This window comes from Nostoc sp. MG11 (assembly GCF_014904695.1).
In the GTDB taxonomy this organism is placed as follows: Bacteria; Cyanobacteriota; Cyanobacteriia; order Cyanobacteriales; family Nostocaceae; genus Komarekiella.
Window position 1 is genome coordinate 33,376 of the sequence record NZ_JACXXN010000007.1, and the last position, 15,325, is coordinate 48,700.

Genomic DNA, 15,325 nt, shown 5'->3' on the forward strand with positions numbered 1-15,325 from the left:
TCAGTTTTATTTGTGTCTTTGCACAGGCAGTCGTTCAAGTCGGGAAACCAGCCCACATGGCTGCCCTCGCCTTTGTGGTTAATAAATTAATTTTCGTCACCACAAAGACACCAAGACACTAAGTAAAATGATCTACTAATTATAGGGACAAAAGCAGATTTTTGATCTACCTTGACAGAGCTACTTCCCATCTTCTAATTCCAAAATGGAACGTCCAATTTTATACATAGCCATCACTAACCACGGCTTTGGTCATGCTACCCGCACGGCATCTGTAGCTGCGACAATTCAAAAGTTATATCCAGAAATTTTACTAATTCTGGCAACCACTGCCCCACGCTGGTTATTAGAATGTTACATAGAAGGCGATTTTATTCATCGTCCCCGTGCATTTGATTTAGGTGTGGTGCAAGCAGATAGCTTAACAATGGATAAAGAAGCGACTTTAGAAAAGTTGCTGGATATTAAGAAGCATCAGAATTCGCTGATTGCCTCGGAAGTTAATTTTATTCGCCAAAATCGCGTTAATCTTATTTTGGCAGATATTCCCTTCCTAGCCCCTGGGTTTGCTCATGCTGCAAATATTCCTTGCTGGATGATGAGTAATTTCGGCTGGGACTTTATTTACCGAGATTGGGGGGGTGAATTTACTGCCATTTCTGACTGGATTAGTGATTGGTACTCAAAGTGTGATCGCTTATTTCGTCTCCCCTTTCACGAACCAATGTCGGCTTTTAAGAATATCACAGATGTTGGCTTAACTGGTGGTTCTCCCTATTACTCTGCGGATGATTTACGCTCTGTTTGGGGAATAAATGCACCAATCGAAAAAACCATTTTGCTGACTTTTGGCGGCTTGGGTTTACAGCAAATTCCCTACGACAACCTGCGGCGATTTCCAGATTGGCAATTCATTGTTTTTGATGAATCTGCACCTGATCTACCCAACTTGGTGAAAATTAGCAATCGTAAATACCGCCCTGTAGATTTTATGCCTATTTGTGGACGAGTTGTTTCTAAACCTGGTTATGGTACTTTTTCTGAAGCCACGCTACTAGGAGTACCTATTGTTACCATCCCACGTGAGGATTTTGCCGAAGCAATTTTTATAATAGAAGGCATAACTAATTACAACCAGCATCAAATCATCAAACCATCTGAGTTTTTTCAAGGAACTTGGGATTTTCTCTATGAATTACCCCAAAAACCTAAACAATCCCAACCAATTGCTAAGGATGGTAATGAAGCGATCGCTCAGGCTGTCATTAACTACTTTCGCAGTAATTAAACCTTAATATATATGACTCACTACCAAAAGCTTTTAAGAATTTCTACTACTGGTAAATCTTTTCAAAATATCACCGCTAAAGTTGAAGCTATAGTTGCAGAGTCAGGGGTAGAAACTGGTCTTTGTACTCTATTTTTGCGCCACACTTCAGCTAGTTTAGTAATCCAAGAAAATGCCGATCCTGATGTTCTTGTGGATCTAGCTAACTTTATGGCAAAACTTGTACCAGAATCGGGTAAATACATCCACGATGCAGAAGGCCCCGATGATATGCCTGCACACATCCGTACAGCTTTTACTCACACTTCTGAAAATATCCCGATTAATCGCGGTCATTTAGTATTGGGAACTTGGCAAGGAATTTATATTTGGGAACATCGTCAGCGCAGTCATACAAGAGAATTGATTGTTCACATTTCTCGCTAATGAGGTTTTAAATTTAGAACATAGTTTTCTTTAAGCATTAATCTGTAGAGTTTAAATGCTCTGTTCTTGCTGTCTGCCTTTTGTGTATAATCTCGGAAAGTTCGCAGTAATATAATTAAGCGATTCTCGCCATCATAATTTGTTGGCGAAAGCTTTTCATGTGCAATTAACTAAATATATACCGAGCATTATATGTCAATTTATTAACTCAAGAGTTAAGTTTTTTTATATTAATTTAATATTCGATTTATTCTAATTTAAACTATTATTTATAGGAAGCTGCATGGGCTATTTGAATTACTTATGAAGCAAGACCTAGCATCCACTAATCCTTTCCAATTTATTGACGAAATCCTTGCCCAGCAGTCTGTTAATCTGTTGTCACTTAATCCCCAAAAGACTGTAATTACCAGCTTCGCCGAACTGGGATATTTGACTGCCGAAAAAAGCACTAATACTCAAATACTTACAATATTTCGAGATACTTTAGAAGATATAGTCCGTGCTCAGCTGCAAAGCTTCCCAGAAAACATCTTCTGGGATTTTGATTTTATGGTAAGTAGTATGCTTAGGCAGGCTTTAATAGCAGATGAGGGTGCTGTTATTTTTTTAAAATCTTTTGGGAAAAAGATGGTGTCTTTAACGGATATGTTCGGAATTAAAACAGAAATCCGCTTTCGCTACGTTCACGATTTTATGTACGGGTTTGAGTGGGCAAGATGGGTACAAAAAGATCCACAAACTCGTGTACATATAGAGCCTTTCAGCCTAGTTTTTTTAGATTATTTGCTTGCTAAGGGTCAGGAACTTTTGCAACGTATCAGTCACGGTCAGGTTAAATGCTATAAACTGTGTGACACAGGCTACCGCAATCCTTTTACTTTTTCCCGTGAACCGCAAGATGAATACCGTCTCCTAACTTATCTTGCCCAAGAACAACTTATCCCGGTGGCGACGTGGAACTGGAATGCTCACCCTGTTTGGAATAAACCTTTCCAGGAAATGCGCCAGCAGTTAGCATTAAAATTGAATATTCAACCACAGAGACACTGAGTACAAATTCAAAATTGTCAAATATATCACTCACTAGCAAGTATTCTGGCTGTATCCAAAATAATTGCTTAGAAAATCATGATGAAAATTGCTGAGTTAATTTCTTGGTTTGAAGAATGGGCAAATCCTGCTTGGTGTGAAAGCTGGGATAATTGTGGTTGGCAGGTTGAACCCGGAGTGTTAGAGAAAAGAGCACGAGTATTGGTGTGTTTGACACCAACTTTGGCGGTAATGCAAGAAGCGATCGCTCTTGATGCTAATCTAATTTTTGCCCATCATCCCTTAATTTTTAGTCCTCTTAAGTCTTTACGTAGTGGTGAGGCGATCGCGGAGATGGTACGGTTAGCTTTTACCCACAATATTGGTATTTACAGCGCCCACACGAATTTTGACCAAGTACATGATGGTACTGCTGACGTGTTGGCTCAAATTTTAGAACTCAAAGAAATCACTCCCATAGTACCCACACAAGCAGGATTAGGATATGGGCGTGTTGGTATGTTGGAGCAACTTATAACTTTACAGGAATTACTTGCAGCAATTCAAACTCGACTTACTCCCCCTAATTTGATTTTTTCCCCAACCGCTGATTTACAGCAGCCTATTTCACGGGTTGCAGTTTTGGGTGGTTCAGGGGCTAGTTTTATCTCGGCGGTAGTCAAAACTGGTGCTCAAGCTTATCTGACTTCTGACTGCAAGTTTCATCAGTTTCAAGAAAGCCGCGATCGCAGTTTAATTTTAATTGATGCCGGACATTACGCTACTGAACGCCCCGCTTGCGATCGCTTGGTGCAAAAATTTGGGTTCTTAAACTTAGACTGGGTACAATTGAGTCGTAAGGATGAGGATTTCCGCCAGTTTTTTGCTTAATTATTTATTAGTTGTTTTTTATACATTCATCATGAGCTACCATGTTTTTGTTTGTGTTTTATAGCACTTTTTATTTTTACGTATTTAAAACTTTTATGCTATAAAATTATGTATCCATAATCTACCGTTTATAATGTAAACAAATAATTCAAGAATGCACATCATCTCATACGGTGTGATTTATATCACTAAAATTATGTAACTATAATCACCGTGATCTAATGTTTCATATCAATCGGCAAAAGAGGAAAATGTTACACACTAGAGGTAACAAATTGCTCACTCTGCCCCAATCAACATGATTCGCACACTCGTTGAATCTGCTTTTCAAACTGGATATCTTAGTGTTGAATCTGAGGGTCTACTTCATCAAGTTCTGGCAACTAAATGCTATCAGTCAGAGGATTTAACAGCCATTGCATCTCTATACGATGCAGTTCGCGCAGGTCAAATTAAACGAGAAGCGTCCTCGAATCTGCTCATAGAATTTCCCATAACGCACAAATCTTGCTGATACTCCAACAATAGGTGACTCTAGTACTGTATTGTTGATTGGAGGTGGAGGTGTCACATCAAGTAACAACCCCAAACTCAAAACTCTTCGGGTGTTGTTGTTTAAAACCGTTCAGGTCAGCGAGAGAATGAGTTAAGATCAAATACATGGGGGTAAAAGTCAAGCCAAGTCCCCGGACTTCTAGCAATGCCAATGATTACAATTAGGCAACTCGAACAACCGCAATCAATGCTAGTTTTGGAGTATTTATTATTACATAATGGTAGTAAGAACTCACCAGCAAGTATTAAGTTGGGTAAGACAACTCCTGAATCGTTTGACTTCTACAGAAGTAAACGTTCCCTAGAATGACCCTGAAAGAGTTCAAGTTCAACTGGTGCAACAACATTGGTTTTTGGCTCAAAATATCCTTAAACTTGGCAACTATAAGCAAGTATAAGGATTGGGTTACGAGACACACTAGTTGTGAACCTTAAAATTGACCTCTTAAAAGTGTAATCTACTGGGGTAAAACCCAAATTTTGACAGGTTTAACTACGTTGTTTAAAAAGGCAGAAGCAGTACATGCTACACCGCAAGATTTATCAATTGTGTTGCGATGGGCGGGAGGTATGTGTTTTCTTGCGGGACCAGCAACGCTGGATTGAACGCGCCCGCATCCTCGACATAGAAGGGGATTTAGTGACTCTACGTTACGAAACAGAAGAAGAAGACGAAACTTGTTCTTGGGAGGAGATGGTTCGTCTCGAAAGCATTGGCGCTGTAACACAAAAATTAGCTTCAGTGCCGCGCGGTAATGTAGAACCTCTCCTAACAGAGGATTGTCCCGAAGCTGAGCGCATCCGCAACCGATACACAGACTCAAATCCAGAATAAATAGTCAAGGGTCAAGGGTCAAAGTTAATTGCTTTGGGCTATTGACTCTTGATTTTAAACTATTGACTATCATTTAAACCTTCAAAGGCAGGACAGTACCCTTCAAGAGTTACCTTGAAGTTATACAATGGAGAAGCAGGGTTCCAACACCGCTGTCCTCTTTGGTGTCGGCAAGTACCGCAACAGTCTACTTCAGACCATGTAAAGCGATCGCTACTTTGGTTGAGTAATTCTCGTTGAGACAATCCCCGCAATACTAGTTCTTCCCCCTGCCAACGAGCTTCAATTAAACCAGTATCAGCAAACTGTTGCCAGCGTGAATCAGCTGTAATGGCTTCAGAAAGAGTAATCGTAATTACTGTTCCTAAATCAGTTAGTTCGCCTTCATAATTAGTCTCTGGTGCTGCCGGTTGTAAAAATGTATCACCAATAAGCAGTTCAACTAAAGTACCAGCAGCAGGAGAATGTACGTGGTAACGGTTTTGCAACTCCTCTAAGCTAGTCAGGTCTGCCAAGTAAGCAGGGGAACCGTGGACAAATATGACATGCTGGGGTCGCAAATTATGAATTAGCTGGGTAGTACCAGGGCCATCACTATGTTGAGCTAAAAGATAGGTTTCAATAGTGGTAGGTGCTAAATATTGTTTGTTAACTTTTATATCAATTTTTTCTGGTAAAAGAATTAACCAAGGCCCAGTATCGGGTTGGCAGTGCTGACTCAAATCAGCAGTAGAGTCGGTGAGAACAATACAGGGAGACTTGCCCACGGTAGCACGATTTTCTGGCTGTAAGCGACGTACGCGGGGACGTACCCGTTCATCCCAAAACAATGGTTGATGGCGAGCGAAATTCTGTACTGAAGCAGGTAGGTGAGGTAGTAGTTCCAGGTAGGCATCGCATCCAGTGGCGACAGCACCGTCTACCCAGATATCTAAATCACGTCCTGTGAAGTGGTGATGAGAGCGCAAGAGCATCAGCAGTTCTTGACCCAGTCCTAAAGCAGGTGTAGGAAGTAGTACAGAACAATGGTCGGCGATGGCGCGATTAATTCGCTCTGCTAGTTGATTTTCTTGGTTGCGACGGTGAGGATGACGGGATGTGCCATAACTACCTTCAATGATCAGCACATCCAAGTCTAATCCCCGCAGTTCCTCTAAACGCAAACCTTCTACTAACCGGGAGTTTGATAAGAAAAAGTCTCCTGTATACAGTAGTCTGTAAGAGCGTTGCTGGGTAGTGTAGGTGAGCATAATCGCTACTGCTCCGGGAAGATGACCTGCGGGAAATAATTCCGCTACCAGACCATCTTTAAATTCCACAGGCGATCGCAAAGGCAACGCTTGACAAAATTGGGAAATTTCTGGAGGAGCCTGGTCTTGCCAATTTAACGGTAGTAATTTGCTAGTTACCTCGCTGGCATAGATGGGTAACACTGGAAAAGCTTTGTGCAGTGCTAGTAAACCTCTAGCGTGATCTGGGTGGGCATGACTAATCAATACCAAATCTGCTGGTAGAGGCGAACTACCCCGACGCTCCGACTTACTCAGCCCTCTTGCCAGCGATGAAATATCTCCCAAACCACAATCTAACAAGATGCGGTGTGGCCCCATCTTGATCAATAAACATATACCCTCATCGTTATGCTGGACACTATAAGGCAAACATTCTAATTCACTACCCGCTTCTCCAGCATGAACGCGAGAGGATGCCGACAGATTATCCCTCATGCTCTCCTCCCCTCAAACCTCATCATCATGAACATGTCCCAAAAGCCAAAAAATACACGGATTTTGGTTTTGTGATCTAGGGTAAGTTTTGTAGTGCGTACCTAGATCTAGTCTTGAAAATGCGAATTTTTGATTGGGGAGGACGCCTCCACCGAACCCGCACTGGTTCGGAAAAGTTGGTTAACGAATATCTCTCAAACTATTTGCTCAGGCACTTTGCCCCTTACCTGTTTTCTCTTTTAAAGTTCTGAGCGCAAAGAGTTGACTCAACCTGACAGGAAGTATTTTCCGAAGTTCTGATGTCTGATGACAAGTCTTTCGGGAAGCTTCTCTGCAAGAGGCTCTGCCAATGCGTAGCTTGTTTCTTTGTAAGGGTGCGAGAACCCTTTGGGCGAACGTAGTTACCTGGGTTGAGCTTAACCCTCCCCGAAGTTTAGAGCGACTACTGAATTTCTGTTTGCCGTTAGCGGAGTTATCGCCAAAGACAAACATAGTTTTCAGAAGCCGCTGCTCCAACTTCTCTTTGCAACGCAGCCTCACCACACTCTAGGCTTCTACGTCTGCCTCTCGCAAGCGCTTAGACTTCTCTCAATGTGCAGAACCATTGCCGTGATAGTTGTCTGAATCATAAAATCCATTTTTCGTGCCAAAAAACAAGCACGAAATCGTAAATATAACTGTTAGTCCAGCTAATATGAGTTTTACATCCATTTGCTTGCTGCCCTTTACTCAAGACTTTATTATATTAATTTAGTGCTTCTGTGACATAGCAGAATCACTAGGAAATCTTTACTATGCTTAGGTTGATTGGACAATAGGTAAATTTACCACAATCAGTCAGATTGTAGAACCTTTCGGTTCACCTGTCCATCCATCCAGATAATACTTGCTTGGCGATCAGTTATTAGGAATTAAAGTTGGGAAGTCTTGCCCAGTTAACAATTCCCAATTCATCAGCCTGATTTTATTCATAATTTTTACTTAAATTTTTTTGTTTATATATTATTAATTTAAATAAAAGTTGGTTCTGAGAGCGATCACTATTTATACTATTTTATAGTTACAACTAATATTTTTGCATAACAAGTACTGAAGAACCAACTTTTTTTGCAAAAACCCATTCTTTAAGTAGTGCACTACTAACTTCTCACTTCTTGAAACAAAAGTTAATTTTTTGCTTAAGGCTATAACTGTCTGTGTATTTTAACTTAAATGAATTAAAATCAATTTTTTAAGTTATCTAGACCAAATGTTTATCTGCCCTAGCTATAATTTCAACATAAAGTTGTTTTAATAGGGTCGGTTAATATGGCTGACAACATAAATAAGTTAACAGCTTCAGACCACAGTGTAGGTAACATCATGATTATCTCTTTACTTGCTTTCTGTGGATTGACTTTCATCATTCTTTTGGGACTTTTCTAACAGTTTGCTGTGCGTTGAAAAAATTTTTGGAAGCAGATACAGCTAATCTGCTTCCATTATTCATGCGTTAGCAGAGAAATAAAAAGGTAATAAGTTACTATTATCATTCTCATACGTTTGGTATTGAACAAGAAGTCAGAAGTTCAGAGTCAGAAGTCAGAAGTCAGAATAAGTACGGGTATTCCAACCACGCCCGAATAAACTTCTGACTTCGTTGAAAAAGAGAAGTTAGCCAAGTTTATCAAGTACTTGTGCTTATATAAATCAAAATATCTATAAGCTAAGCTAATATTTAGCTATACTACCTTATCTAGGTTGATTCAACTGTAGATAAAAAATTATTGCCAAATGAGGTGCTGTACTGTATTATAGGGCGAACGATGGGACTCGAACCCACGAATGGTGGTACCACAAACCACTGCCTTAACCACTTGGCTACGCTCGCCATTCAACAATTTGGATTATAACAAGTTTTGGGGAAGCGATCAAGAGTGTTAGTTAAAGGAACGGACTCAGTTGATTTAGAGTCTAATGACTACAACGAAATTTTATCTGGCAAACATGAAGGCCCTAACCACTATCGCATATGTTGGAGCAGCAGCGGGACTCGCCGCTTTAGGGGTGACAATGGCGAAGACCAATCCCAATCAGGCTGAATATGAAGAGTATGCAGTACAGCGATTGGCTAAGTACTTAAAAGCTGACGTATGTAAAAAAACAACGAATATCTTAGAAAATCTAATAAATTTAAATTGTGAGAAATTGGTTGATTCGGTTAACCCACAAATGCAGGAAATTCTTGCCAGGACTACAGAAAGGCAAAATTATATTATTTTTAGTATTTACCGTACAGATTTAAAACTAAATTCTTGGATACCTTCTTACAGATTTGAAACGGTGGGAGCATTGAATCAATTTTATACTTACACTGCCCAAGAACAATAAGGCAAGCAGTAGAGGCAAGAATATGGAATAGCTCGCACATACTTTTATATATAAATCTTTAGAGAATCGCTATCCTATTCGGTCAATTTATTGATATTCTGCGATCGCAAATAAACCAGTAATCTCCAAAACACAGTTGGCATCAGCCTAACTACGATGCCTGTTCCTGCTGCGGTTACTTAAAATATCCCACGAATCAAGTCCTTTTAATCTTAAGTAAGATAAGAAAAATAGCAATCGAGAGTTAAACCCTTGCCAATGTCATCTGCTTATTTGCTGGTATCCCACGGAAGTCGCGATCCGCGTCCAGAAATTGCCATGCAAGAACTGGCACAGTTACTACGTAATAAATTGGATAATAGCTATAACCAAGCAGGTGTAACTCCAGATTGTAAAAATCAAGTAGGTGTAGCTTACTTGGAAGCAAGTTCTGAGCCATTACACGAGCAGATTCGACAATTTGCCAAGAGCGCTTTTGCTTCTGGGTGCAATCGCCTGAATATAGTACCGCTATTTTTGCTGTCTGGAGTGCATGTAATGACAGATATTCCGGCGGAAGTAGCACTAGCACAACAGGTTATTGGTCAAGATATGATTATTGACCTGCGACCATACTTAGGTAGTCAGCCAAGTTTAGGGAAATTACTAACAAAGTCAATGGCTGCTATCAAAGCACAAGCATGGATTCTGTTAGCTCATGGTAGCAGTCGCCCTGGTTCGCAACAACCAGTAGAAGCAATGGCGGCGAGTTTAGGAGCAATGGTTGCTTATTGGGCTGTGCCTCCTAGTTTAGAATCACGGGTGAAAGAATTGGTAGTTACTGGCTATCGGGAAATTGCAATTTTGCCATATTTTTTGTTCGCCGGTGGAATAACAGATGCGATCGCTCGGTCAATAGAGGAGCTAAAATTACAGTTCCCTACGGTGAATTTCCAACTGGCTCAGCCTTTAGGAGCAAGCGCAGAATTAGCCGAGCTAATTTGGTATTTAGTAGACAAATGAATTGCACACAAACAGAGGGGAGAAAGTATTTGGGAAAGGTTTATTTGGTAGGTGCAGGGCCCGGAGATCCGGGACTAATGACCCTCAAGGGTAAAGGTTTGTTGGAATGTGCAGATGTAGTGATCTATGATGCCTTGGTGAGTCCAACAATTTTGGCAATGATTAATCCCCAAGCAGAGCAAATTAACGCTGGTAAGCGGATGGGGAGACATTCTTTGTTGCAGGAAGAAACAACTCAACTACTGATTGATAAAGCGCAGGATAATGCAATTGTCGTGCGGCTCAAGGGTGGCGACCCGTTTATCTTTGGTCGCGGTGGTGAGGAGATGGCAGAATTAGTTAAAGCTGGAATACCTGTAGAAGTTGTGCCTGGTATTACATCTGGGATTGCAGCAGCAGCATACGCAGGTATACCTTTAACTCATCGGCTATATAGTTCTTCGGTAATATTCGTTACTGGTCATGAGGCAGCGGGTAAGTATAAACCGATAGTAAATTGGCATGCGATCGCCCACAGTTCCGAAACGATTGTAATTTATATGGGAATTCACAATCTGCCCTACATTGTAGAACAGTTAAGTGCAGCTGGGCTGAGTTTAGAAACGCCAATTGCTTTAGTGCGTTGGGGTACGCGACCTGAACAGGAAGAATTGATTGGGACGTTGAAGACAATTGTTGAGCAGGTAGAGCAAACTGGATTTGGTGCACCTGCGATCGCGGTAATTGGGCAGGTAGTAAATATGCACAGTATTTTGTCTTGTTGTCGTCCAGTTTGATGGTTCATTTGAAGCTTCCTTGAAGAAGTTACAGATGATGTACACTAGCAACCTAACTAGGAGGATACTATGGCTAAAACCTTTGTGATTACTCTTCCAGATGACCTAGAGCAAGCATTAACTACCCAAGCAGAGCGCCTGAATGAGTCTCCAGAGGAAGTTGTGTTACAAGTATTATCACAAGAATTAACCAACTTAGCCCAGTGTGAAACCATACAAAAAACAGAAACAGACCCACTTCTGCGACTAATTGGTTCCCTCAGTATGGATATTCCTGATTTAGCAGAAAATCACGACTACTATATTGGACAAGCTCTATATCACGAGTTAAAGGGTGTTGAGTAGCCTGTTTGTAGATACCTCTGGTTGGGCAAGTCTATTTGTTAACACTCAACCCTTTTATTCGCAGGCAGATTAGTACTTTCGTCTAGCTCATCAACAACAGAGAGGTATTGTTACGACAAATTACGTAGTTGCTGAATTGGTAGCACTACTCAGCAAGTCCACTTCGGATTCCACGCCCACGTATCTTTGAAATAGTTGATGCTATCAAGACTGTGCCTTATGTTGAGGATATTCACATCAATGACGTAACCGATACCGCAGCCTGGGAACTCTGCAAAAGTAGACCAGACAAAGCTTGGTCACTGGTTGACTGCACATCTTTTATCTCAATGCAACAAGTGGGGATTCAGGAGGCTTTGACAACTGATCAACATTTTGAGCAAGCGGGTTTTATCCGTTTGTTGAAATAGCTGTTAGAGCTTCTGGAAATGTTGTAATTATGTCAGCATTCCACAATTATTCTTAACTTAACTGCATTGCATTAAATCTCACAAATCGGATTGGGACTTTGTACTTCTACTGACTGAATAATACTTAGTAGCTGTTCAGAGTTGTATGGCTTAGTTATATAGGCGTCAGCACCTTGTTTCCTCGCCCACAAGTGATGAATTGCTTGATTTTTGCTACTGCAAATTATAATTAGCACTTTTTGATTAGTTGGATTTCTGTTGAGGAAGCGACACAACTCAAATCCACTCATTCCTGGCATTATTATATCCGTAATAATCGCATTTGGTTTTTCTTCTAAGACTATTTCCAGAGCTTCTTTAGCATTGGTGGCTTTAATGATGTTGTAACCTCTATCTCTAAGAAAATAACTGATTAATTTCAATTCGCTTAAAGAATCTTCTACAACCAAAATTGTGCCAATCCAAGTAATACTCAACCTTAAATCTCCAAGGCGTAGTTATTCTTTCTTTTGGGAAATTAAACAATGTGTTGAAAGATTACTTTCAGTAAGTCTCCTTGTGTAAACGGCTTAGTTAAATAGCCGGATGCCTTGACCATCTTGGCTTTTGCTCTATCTAAAAAACCCGTTTTTCCTGTCACCATAATCACGGGTGTATTTTTAAAATATGAGTGCTTCCGCAGCAAAGAGCATAGTTCATACCCGTCTAAGTTAGGCATTGAGATATCTAACAAAATTAGGTCGGGTTTGGCGCGGATAATGTGCATTAAAGCTTTCAAAGAATCGGTGACTCCCACAACCGAAAACATTTGCTCATCTAAATAACTTTTGATCGCACTCAAAACTGTCGGACTATCATCAATACAAAAGATGGTGTAGAGTTTTTTCTCCGCAGGCGGCGGTATAATTTGCTTGCTGCTATTGTCAACAGTATTAATACTATCGGTTAAAGGCCGGTTAGCGTATGCTACTGGTTGATTACCGTTGTCTAGCTTAAGCAACTTTTGAACAGGCTTGGTTCGAGTTTGGGGTTGATTTGTTGGCAAAAATTGCGAGGGTTGCACTAGAGAAGTAGGCGATCGCTTTTGACAACGTTCGACTAGTAAGCGAAGATTCAAATGGCAAAACTTTGGCATGTCATCCAGAAAGCTTTCAGGAACAAACTCATAACTCCCCTCTTCTAAGCTCAGAAATGACTCTAGGAATTCTAGGGCTAATTGTTCTATCAGTATCGCTGCTTGAGAAGAACTCAGATATTTCTGATTGACTAACCAGCAAATAGCTAAATAATCTGGATTTGGTATTGCCTGATTCTCAATACCCGTTTCAAATATCGCTCGCAACTGCTCGTGAATTCCGCGAGGGAGGGTAGAAATTTGCAGACTCAAGCGTTGCAAGTTTCTGTACAGCGGTTCAAACATTTTCTCTGAGTAGCAGGTATAGATCAATTTACCTTCGTCTATGTATATTGACCAAGAACCTGACGTACTAAAGACTTGTAAACAACCAGTAACAGACTTACTAGTAATTTTTTTTAATAAAGATAAGGGCTGGAGTTTTTGAAAAAATCTATATCTACTAATAGGAAGTGTCTTCATCGGGACGGCTCTGGATTAAATTAATATTCGCAGTCAAAATTGGTGAATTTCTTTTTCAGAATTCACAGCGACATTATCGTAAGCACTGTCAGATCAATATAGCGGTCACATTTAAGTTAGTACAGAGATTCCACACCCCCCAACACCTAATTCGCCAATCTCTGCTAAGCTATAATGCACAAATCACAACTCGCTATGTCAAACCAAGCTCTACTGTTGCCAAATAGCGAAATAGCTCAATTTTCCTAGAAACAGTATTCCAAAAATCAGATTTACTTTCTGTATCTTTCGCTAATCTGGCTGGACTAAGGGTAACTCAACTACAGGCGTAGACCAACACTTCAGAGACGCAAATAGAGCAAAAACATTGCATAAGAGGATATTTGACGGTCTAAGGTTGTAGTCAGTCAGCAACGTAGAAGGAAGATAGGCTTTCCAAGCTGATGTGCATTTAACTTGTATTTCGGATGTAATTTCCCCTGCATCTGGTTAGAGAAAAACGTGGTAATCTCTTTCCCCTATTGTTCCGCTTTGCTCGAACTTTGCTGCTTCAGCCAATACGCGCAAACTAAAAGGTTAATAGCTTAAACACCATCTTGAGAAGAATTTTATGTAGAACAAAAGTAATAGATGCAACTAAGTATTTACAATTATTTAAGATTCTACCCTAGTTCCAGATTGTAGAGCTTTTCTTTACAAGACTTGAGCAAATTCATCCCTTGAGCAATAGGAATGACAAACTCTCATTAGGGGGAAATTAGATGATAGTTGATCCAGTAATGGTATGTAGGGAGATTCAACCACGACTGACTCAGTGAAAGGTAATCTGTTCATAAGTAATGAAAACACGCTCTAAAGTTTTGTTGCGACGAATAGTTACTCTGCACAATTCTGAATTTTATATTCTCGAATTTGTAGCGAAACTCAAGAAGTAGAGTGCATACCTAAAAATAATAATTTTCAGTTCAAGGTAGATAGTAAGTAAATTACTTACTAAAACTCAGGTTACTATAAATTTCAACTAAAAGTAAAAATAGTATGTAAAATTTATAATAAAAAATTAGAAAAAATATAAAAAATAATTTATATTTTATTCGATCAAAAGTTCTATGAATATTTTTTAGTTGGAATATCCGGGTAGATGCAAAATGTACAGTAAAATATTATTTTGTGATGTGATTAAATTACACTTATCAAGTAATAAATTATTTGGTAATAGCAATTTAGCATAAAGTTTTAAAGTCTTAAAAGTGACAGATATTCAAATGTTGGAGATTCGCCGTTAAATCTCTATCTTGCTTGGTAATTGGTTAAAATTAACAATGCTACTCGTTAAATGGGAATCATCACAATGGTCACACAGCTACCATCTTCCACCCACAAAGGCATTATTTATCCTGACAGCGACGAACAGCCAATGGCAGACAATACCAAGCAGTTTGAGTTAATTGTATGGATTAAAGATAATTTAGAACTGCTGTTTGCCAACGATCCTAATGTGTTTGTGGCTGGTGATTTACTGTGGTATCCCGTAGAAAATGATAACAAGCTCCGCCAAGCTCCCAACGTAATGGTAGTATTTGGTAGACAGAAAGGATACCGAGGTTCTTACCAACAGTGGTTTGAAGATAATATTCCTCCACAAGTGGTTTTTGAAATTTGGTCGCCTGGAAATCGTCTTTCCAAAATGGCGAAGAAATTTGAGTTTTATGAGCGTTATGGTGTAGAAGAATACTATTTGTATGAACCTGATGTAGTGGACTTGACAGGTTGGCAACTTCGTAACTTACGACTAGAAGTAATTGACCAAATGGCTGGTTGGGTAAGTCCTAGATTAGGAGTACGCTTCGAGTTGTCTGAAGAAGAACTGCAAATCTATCGTCCTGATGGCGATCGCTTTCTCACCTATTTGGAACTAGATCAGCAAAGACAGCAAGAACGTCAGCGAGCTGAACAAGCAGAAAGTAAGCTAGAAGCACTCCGCGCTTTACTTAAAGAACGGGGAATTAATCCAGAGCAATTGTGACCGAATTAAATTTACAAGTTGAAGAACCTTCAGTTCGTTAAAATT

General features: G+C 40.0%; 16 protein-coding genes and 1 tRNA gene. 13 read left to right on the forward strand and 4 right to left on the reverse strand.

Translation table 11 applies throughout. The features are described 5' to 3' along the window. The first annotated feature begins 205 nt into the window (after positions 1–205). The 7 genes from HCR01_RS12745 to HCR01_RS12775 all read left to right on the forward strand — a co-directional run bounded on the left by HCR01_RS12745 (position 206) and on the right by HCR01_RS12775 (position 5,027). Complete coding sequence (locus HCR01_RS12745) at positions 206–1,288, forward strand: glycosyl transferase (protein WP_193196554.1); 1,083 nt, start codon at positions 206–208, stop codon at positions 1,286–1,288. 12 nt (positions 1,289–1,300) lie between these two features. Further along, positions 1,301–1,714, forward strand: a complete 414-nt coding sequence (locus HCR01_RS12750; protein ID WP_193196555.1) for a secondary thiamine-phosphate synthase enzyme YjbQ — start codon at positions 1,301–1,303, stop codon at positions 1,712–1,714. Positions 1,715–2,017: 303 nt separating this feature from the next. Then, positions 2,018–2,767, forward strand: coding sequence for a hypothetical protein (locus HCR01_RS12755; RefSeq protein ID WP_193196556.1), 750 nt, complete (start codon positions 2,018–2,020; stop codon positions 2,765–2,767). Between the two features lie 81 nt (positions 2,768–2,848). Further along, positions 2,849–3,637 carry a Nif3-like dinuclear metal center hexameric protein gene (locus HCR01_RS12760; protein ID WP_193196744.1) on the forward strand — a complete coding sequence of 263 codons (789 nt, stop codon included), beginning with the start codon at positions 2,849–2,851 and terminating at the stop codon, positions 3,635–3,637. 298 nt (positions 3,638–3,935) lie between these two features. Beyond that, positions 3,936–4,151 (forward strand): hypothetical protein, encoded by a 216-nt coding sequence (locus HCR01_RS12765; RefSeq protein WP_193196557.1) that lies wholly within the window; start codon positions 3,936–3,938, stop codon positions 4,149–4,151. 186 nt (positions 4,152–4,337) lie between these two features. Continuing rightward, positions 4,338–4,502 (forward strand): hypothetical protein, encoded by a 165-nt coding sequence (locus HCR01_RS12770; RefSeq protein ID WP_193196558.1) that lies wholly within the window; start codon positions 4,338–4,340, stop codon positions 4,500–4,502. A 213-nt stretch (positions 4,503–4,715) separates the two neighbouring features. Next, positions 4,716–5,027, forward strand: a complete 312-nt coding sequence (locus HCR01_RS12775; RefSeq protein ID WP_162397257.1) for a DUF6679 family protein — start codon at positions 4,716–4,718, stop codon at positions 5,025–5,027. A 59-nt stretch (positions 5,028–5,086) separates the two neighbouring features. Here the strand turns inward: HCR01_RS12775 and HCR01_RS12780 are convergent, their stop codons facing one another. Both HCR01_RS12780 and HCR01_RS12785 read right to left on the reverse strand, forming a co-directional pair. Then, complete coding sequence (locus HCR01_RS12780) at positions 5,087–6,754, reverse strand: MBL fold metallo-hydrolase (RefSeq protein ID WP_193196559.1); 1,668 nt, start codon at positions 6,752–6,754, stop codon at positions 5,087–5,089. 1,797 nt (positions 6,755–8,551) lie between these two features. Beyond that, positions 8,552–8,624: transfer RNA gene (locus tag HCR01_RS12785), tRNA-His, on the reverse strand. 116 nt (positions 8,625–8,740) lie between these two features. Here HCR01_RS12785 and HCR01_RS12790 point away from each other — a divergent pair. The 5 genes from HCR01_RS12790 to HCR01_RS38610 all read left to right on the forward strand — a co-directional run bounded on the left by HCR01_RS12790 (position 8,741) and on the right by HCR01_RS38610 (position 11,657). Then, positions 8,741–9,124 carry a DUF4359 domain-containing protein gene (locus HCR01_RS12790; protein WP_193196745.1) on the forward strand — a complete coding sequence of 128 codons (384 nt, stop codon included), beginning with the start codon at positions 8,741–8,743 and terminating at the stop codon, positions 9,122–9,124. Positions 9,125–9,382: 258 nt separating this feature from the next. Further along, positions 9,383–10,126 carry a sirohydrochlorin chelatase gene (locus HCR01_RS12795; protein WP_193196560.1) on the forward strand — a complete coding sequence of 248 codons (744 nt, stop codon included), beginning with the start codon at positions 9,383–9,385 and terminating at the stop codon, positions 10,124–10,126. Further along, positions 10,123–10,902: a uroporphyrinogen-III C-methyltransferase gene (gene cobA / locus HCR01_RS12800; RefSeq protein ID WP_193196561.1), complete on the forward strand. Its 780-nt coding sequence runs from the start codon at positions 10,123–10,125 to the stop codon at positions 10,900–10,902. The genes HCR01_RS12795 and cobA overlap by 4 nt, the downstream gene beginning before the upstream one ends. A gap of 69 nt (positions 10,903–10,971) precedes the next feature. Then, on the forward strand, positions 10,972–11,247 hold the full coding sequence (locus tag HCR01_RS12805) for a hypothetical protein (protein WP_193196562.1): 276 nt from the start codon (positions 10,972–10,974) through the stop codon (positions 11,245–11,247). 212 nt (positions 11,248–11,459) lie between these two features. Then, positions 11,460–11,657, forward strand: coding sequence for a type II toxin-antitoxin system VapC family toxin (locus tag HCR01_RS38610; protein WP_226889299.1), 198 nt, complete (start codon positions 11,460–11,462; stop codon positions 11,655–11,657). A 71-nt stretch (positions 11,658–11,728) separates the two neighbouring features. Here HCR01_RS38610 and HCR01_RS12815 read toward each other — a convergent pair whose 3' ends face one another. Next, positions 11,729–12,133, reverse strand: coding sequence for a response regulator (locus tag HCR01_RS12815; RefSeq protein WP_193196563.1), 405 nt, complete (start codon positions 12,131–12,133; stop codon positions 11,729–11,731). 41 nt (positions 12,134–12,174) lie between these two features. Next, positions 12,175–13,254, reverse strand: a complete 1,080-nt coding sequence (locus HCR01_RS12820) for a response regulator (protein ID WP_193196564.1) — start codon at positions 13,252–13,254, stop codon at positions 12,175–12,177. A gap of 1,351 nt (positions 13,255–14,605) precedes the next feature. On the opposite strand from HCR01_RS12820, the gene HCR01_RS12825 reads away from it, so the two are divergent. Beyond that, entirely contained in the window at positions 14,606–15,280 is a 675-nt protein-coding gene (locus tag HCR01_RS12825; RefSeq protein WP_193196565.1) for a Uma2 family endonuclease, read from the forward strand. Positions 15,281–15,325: the final 45 nt, after the last annotated feature.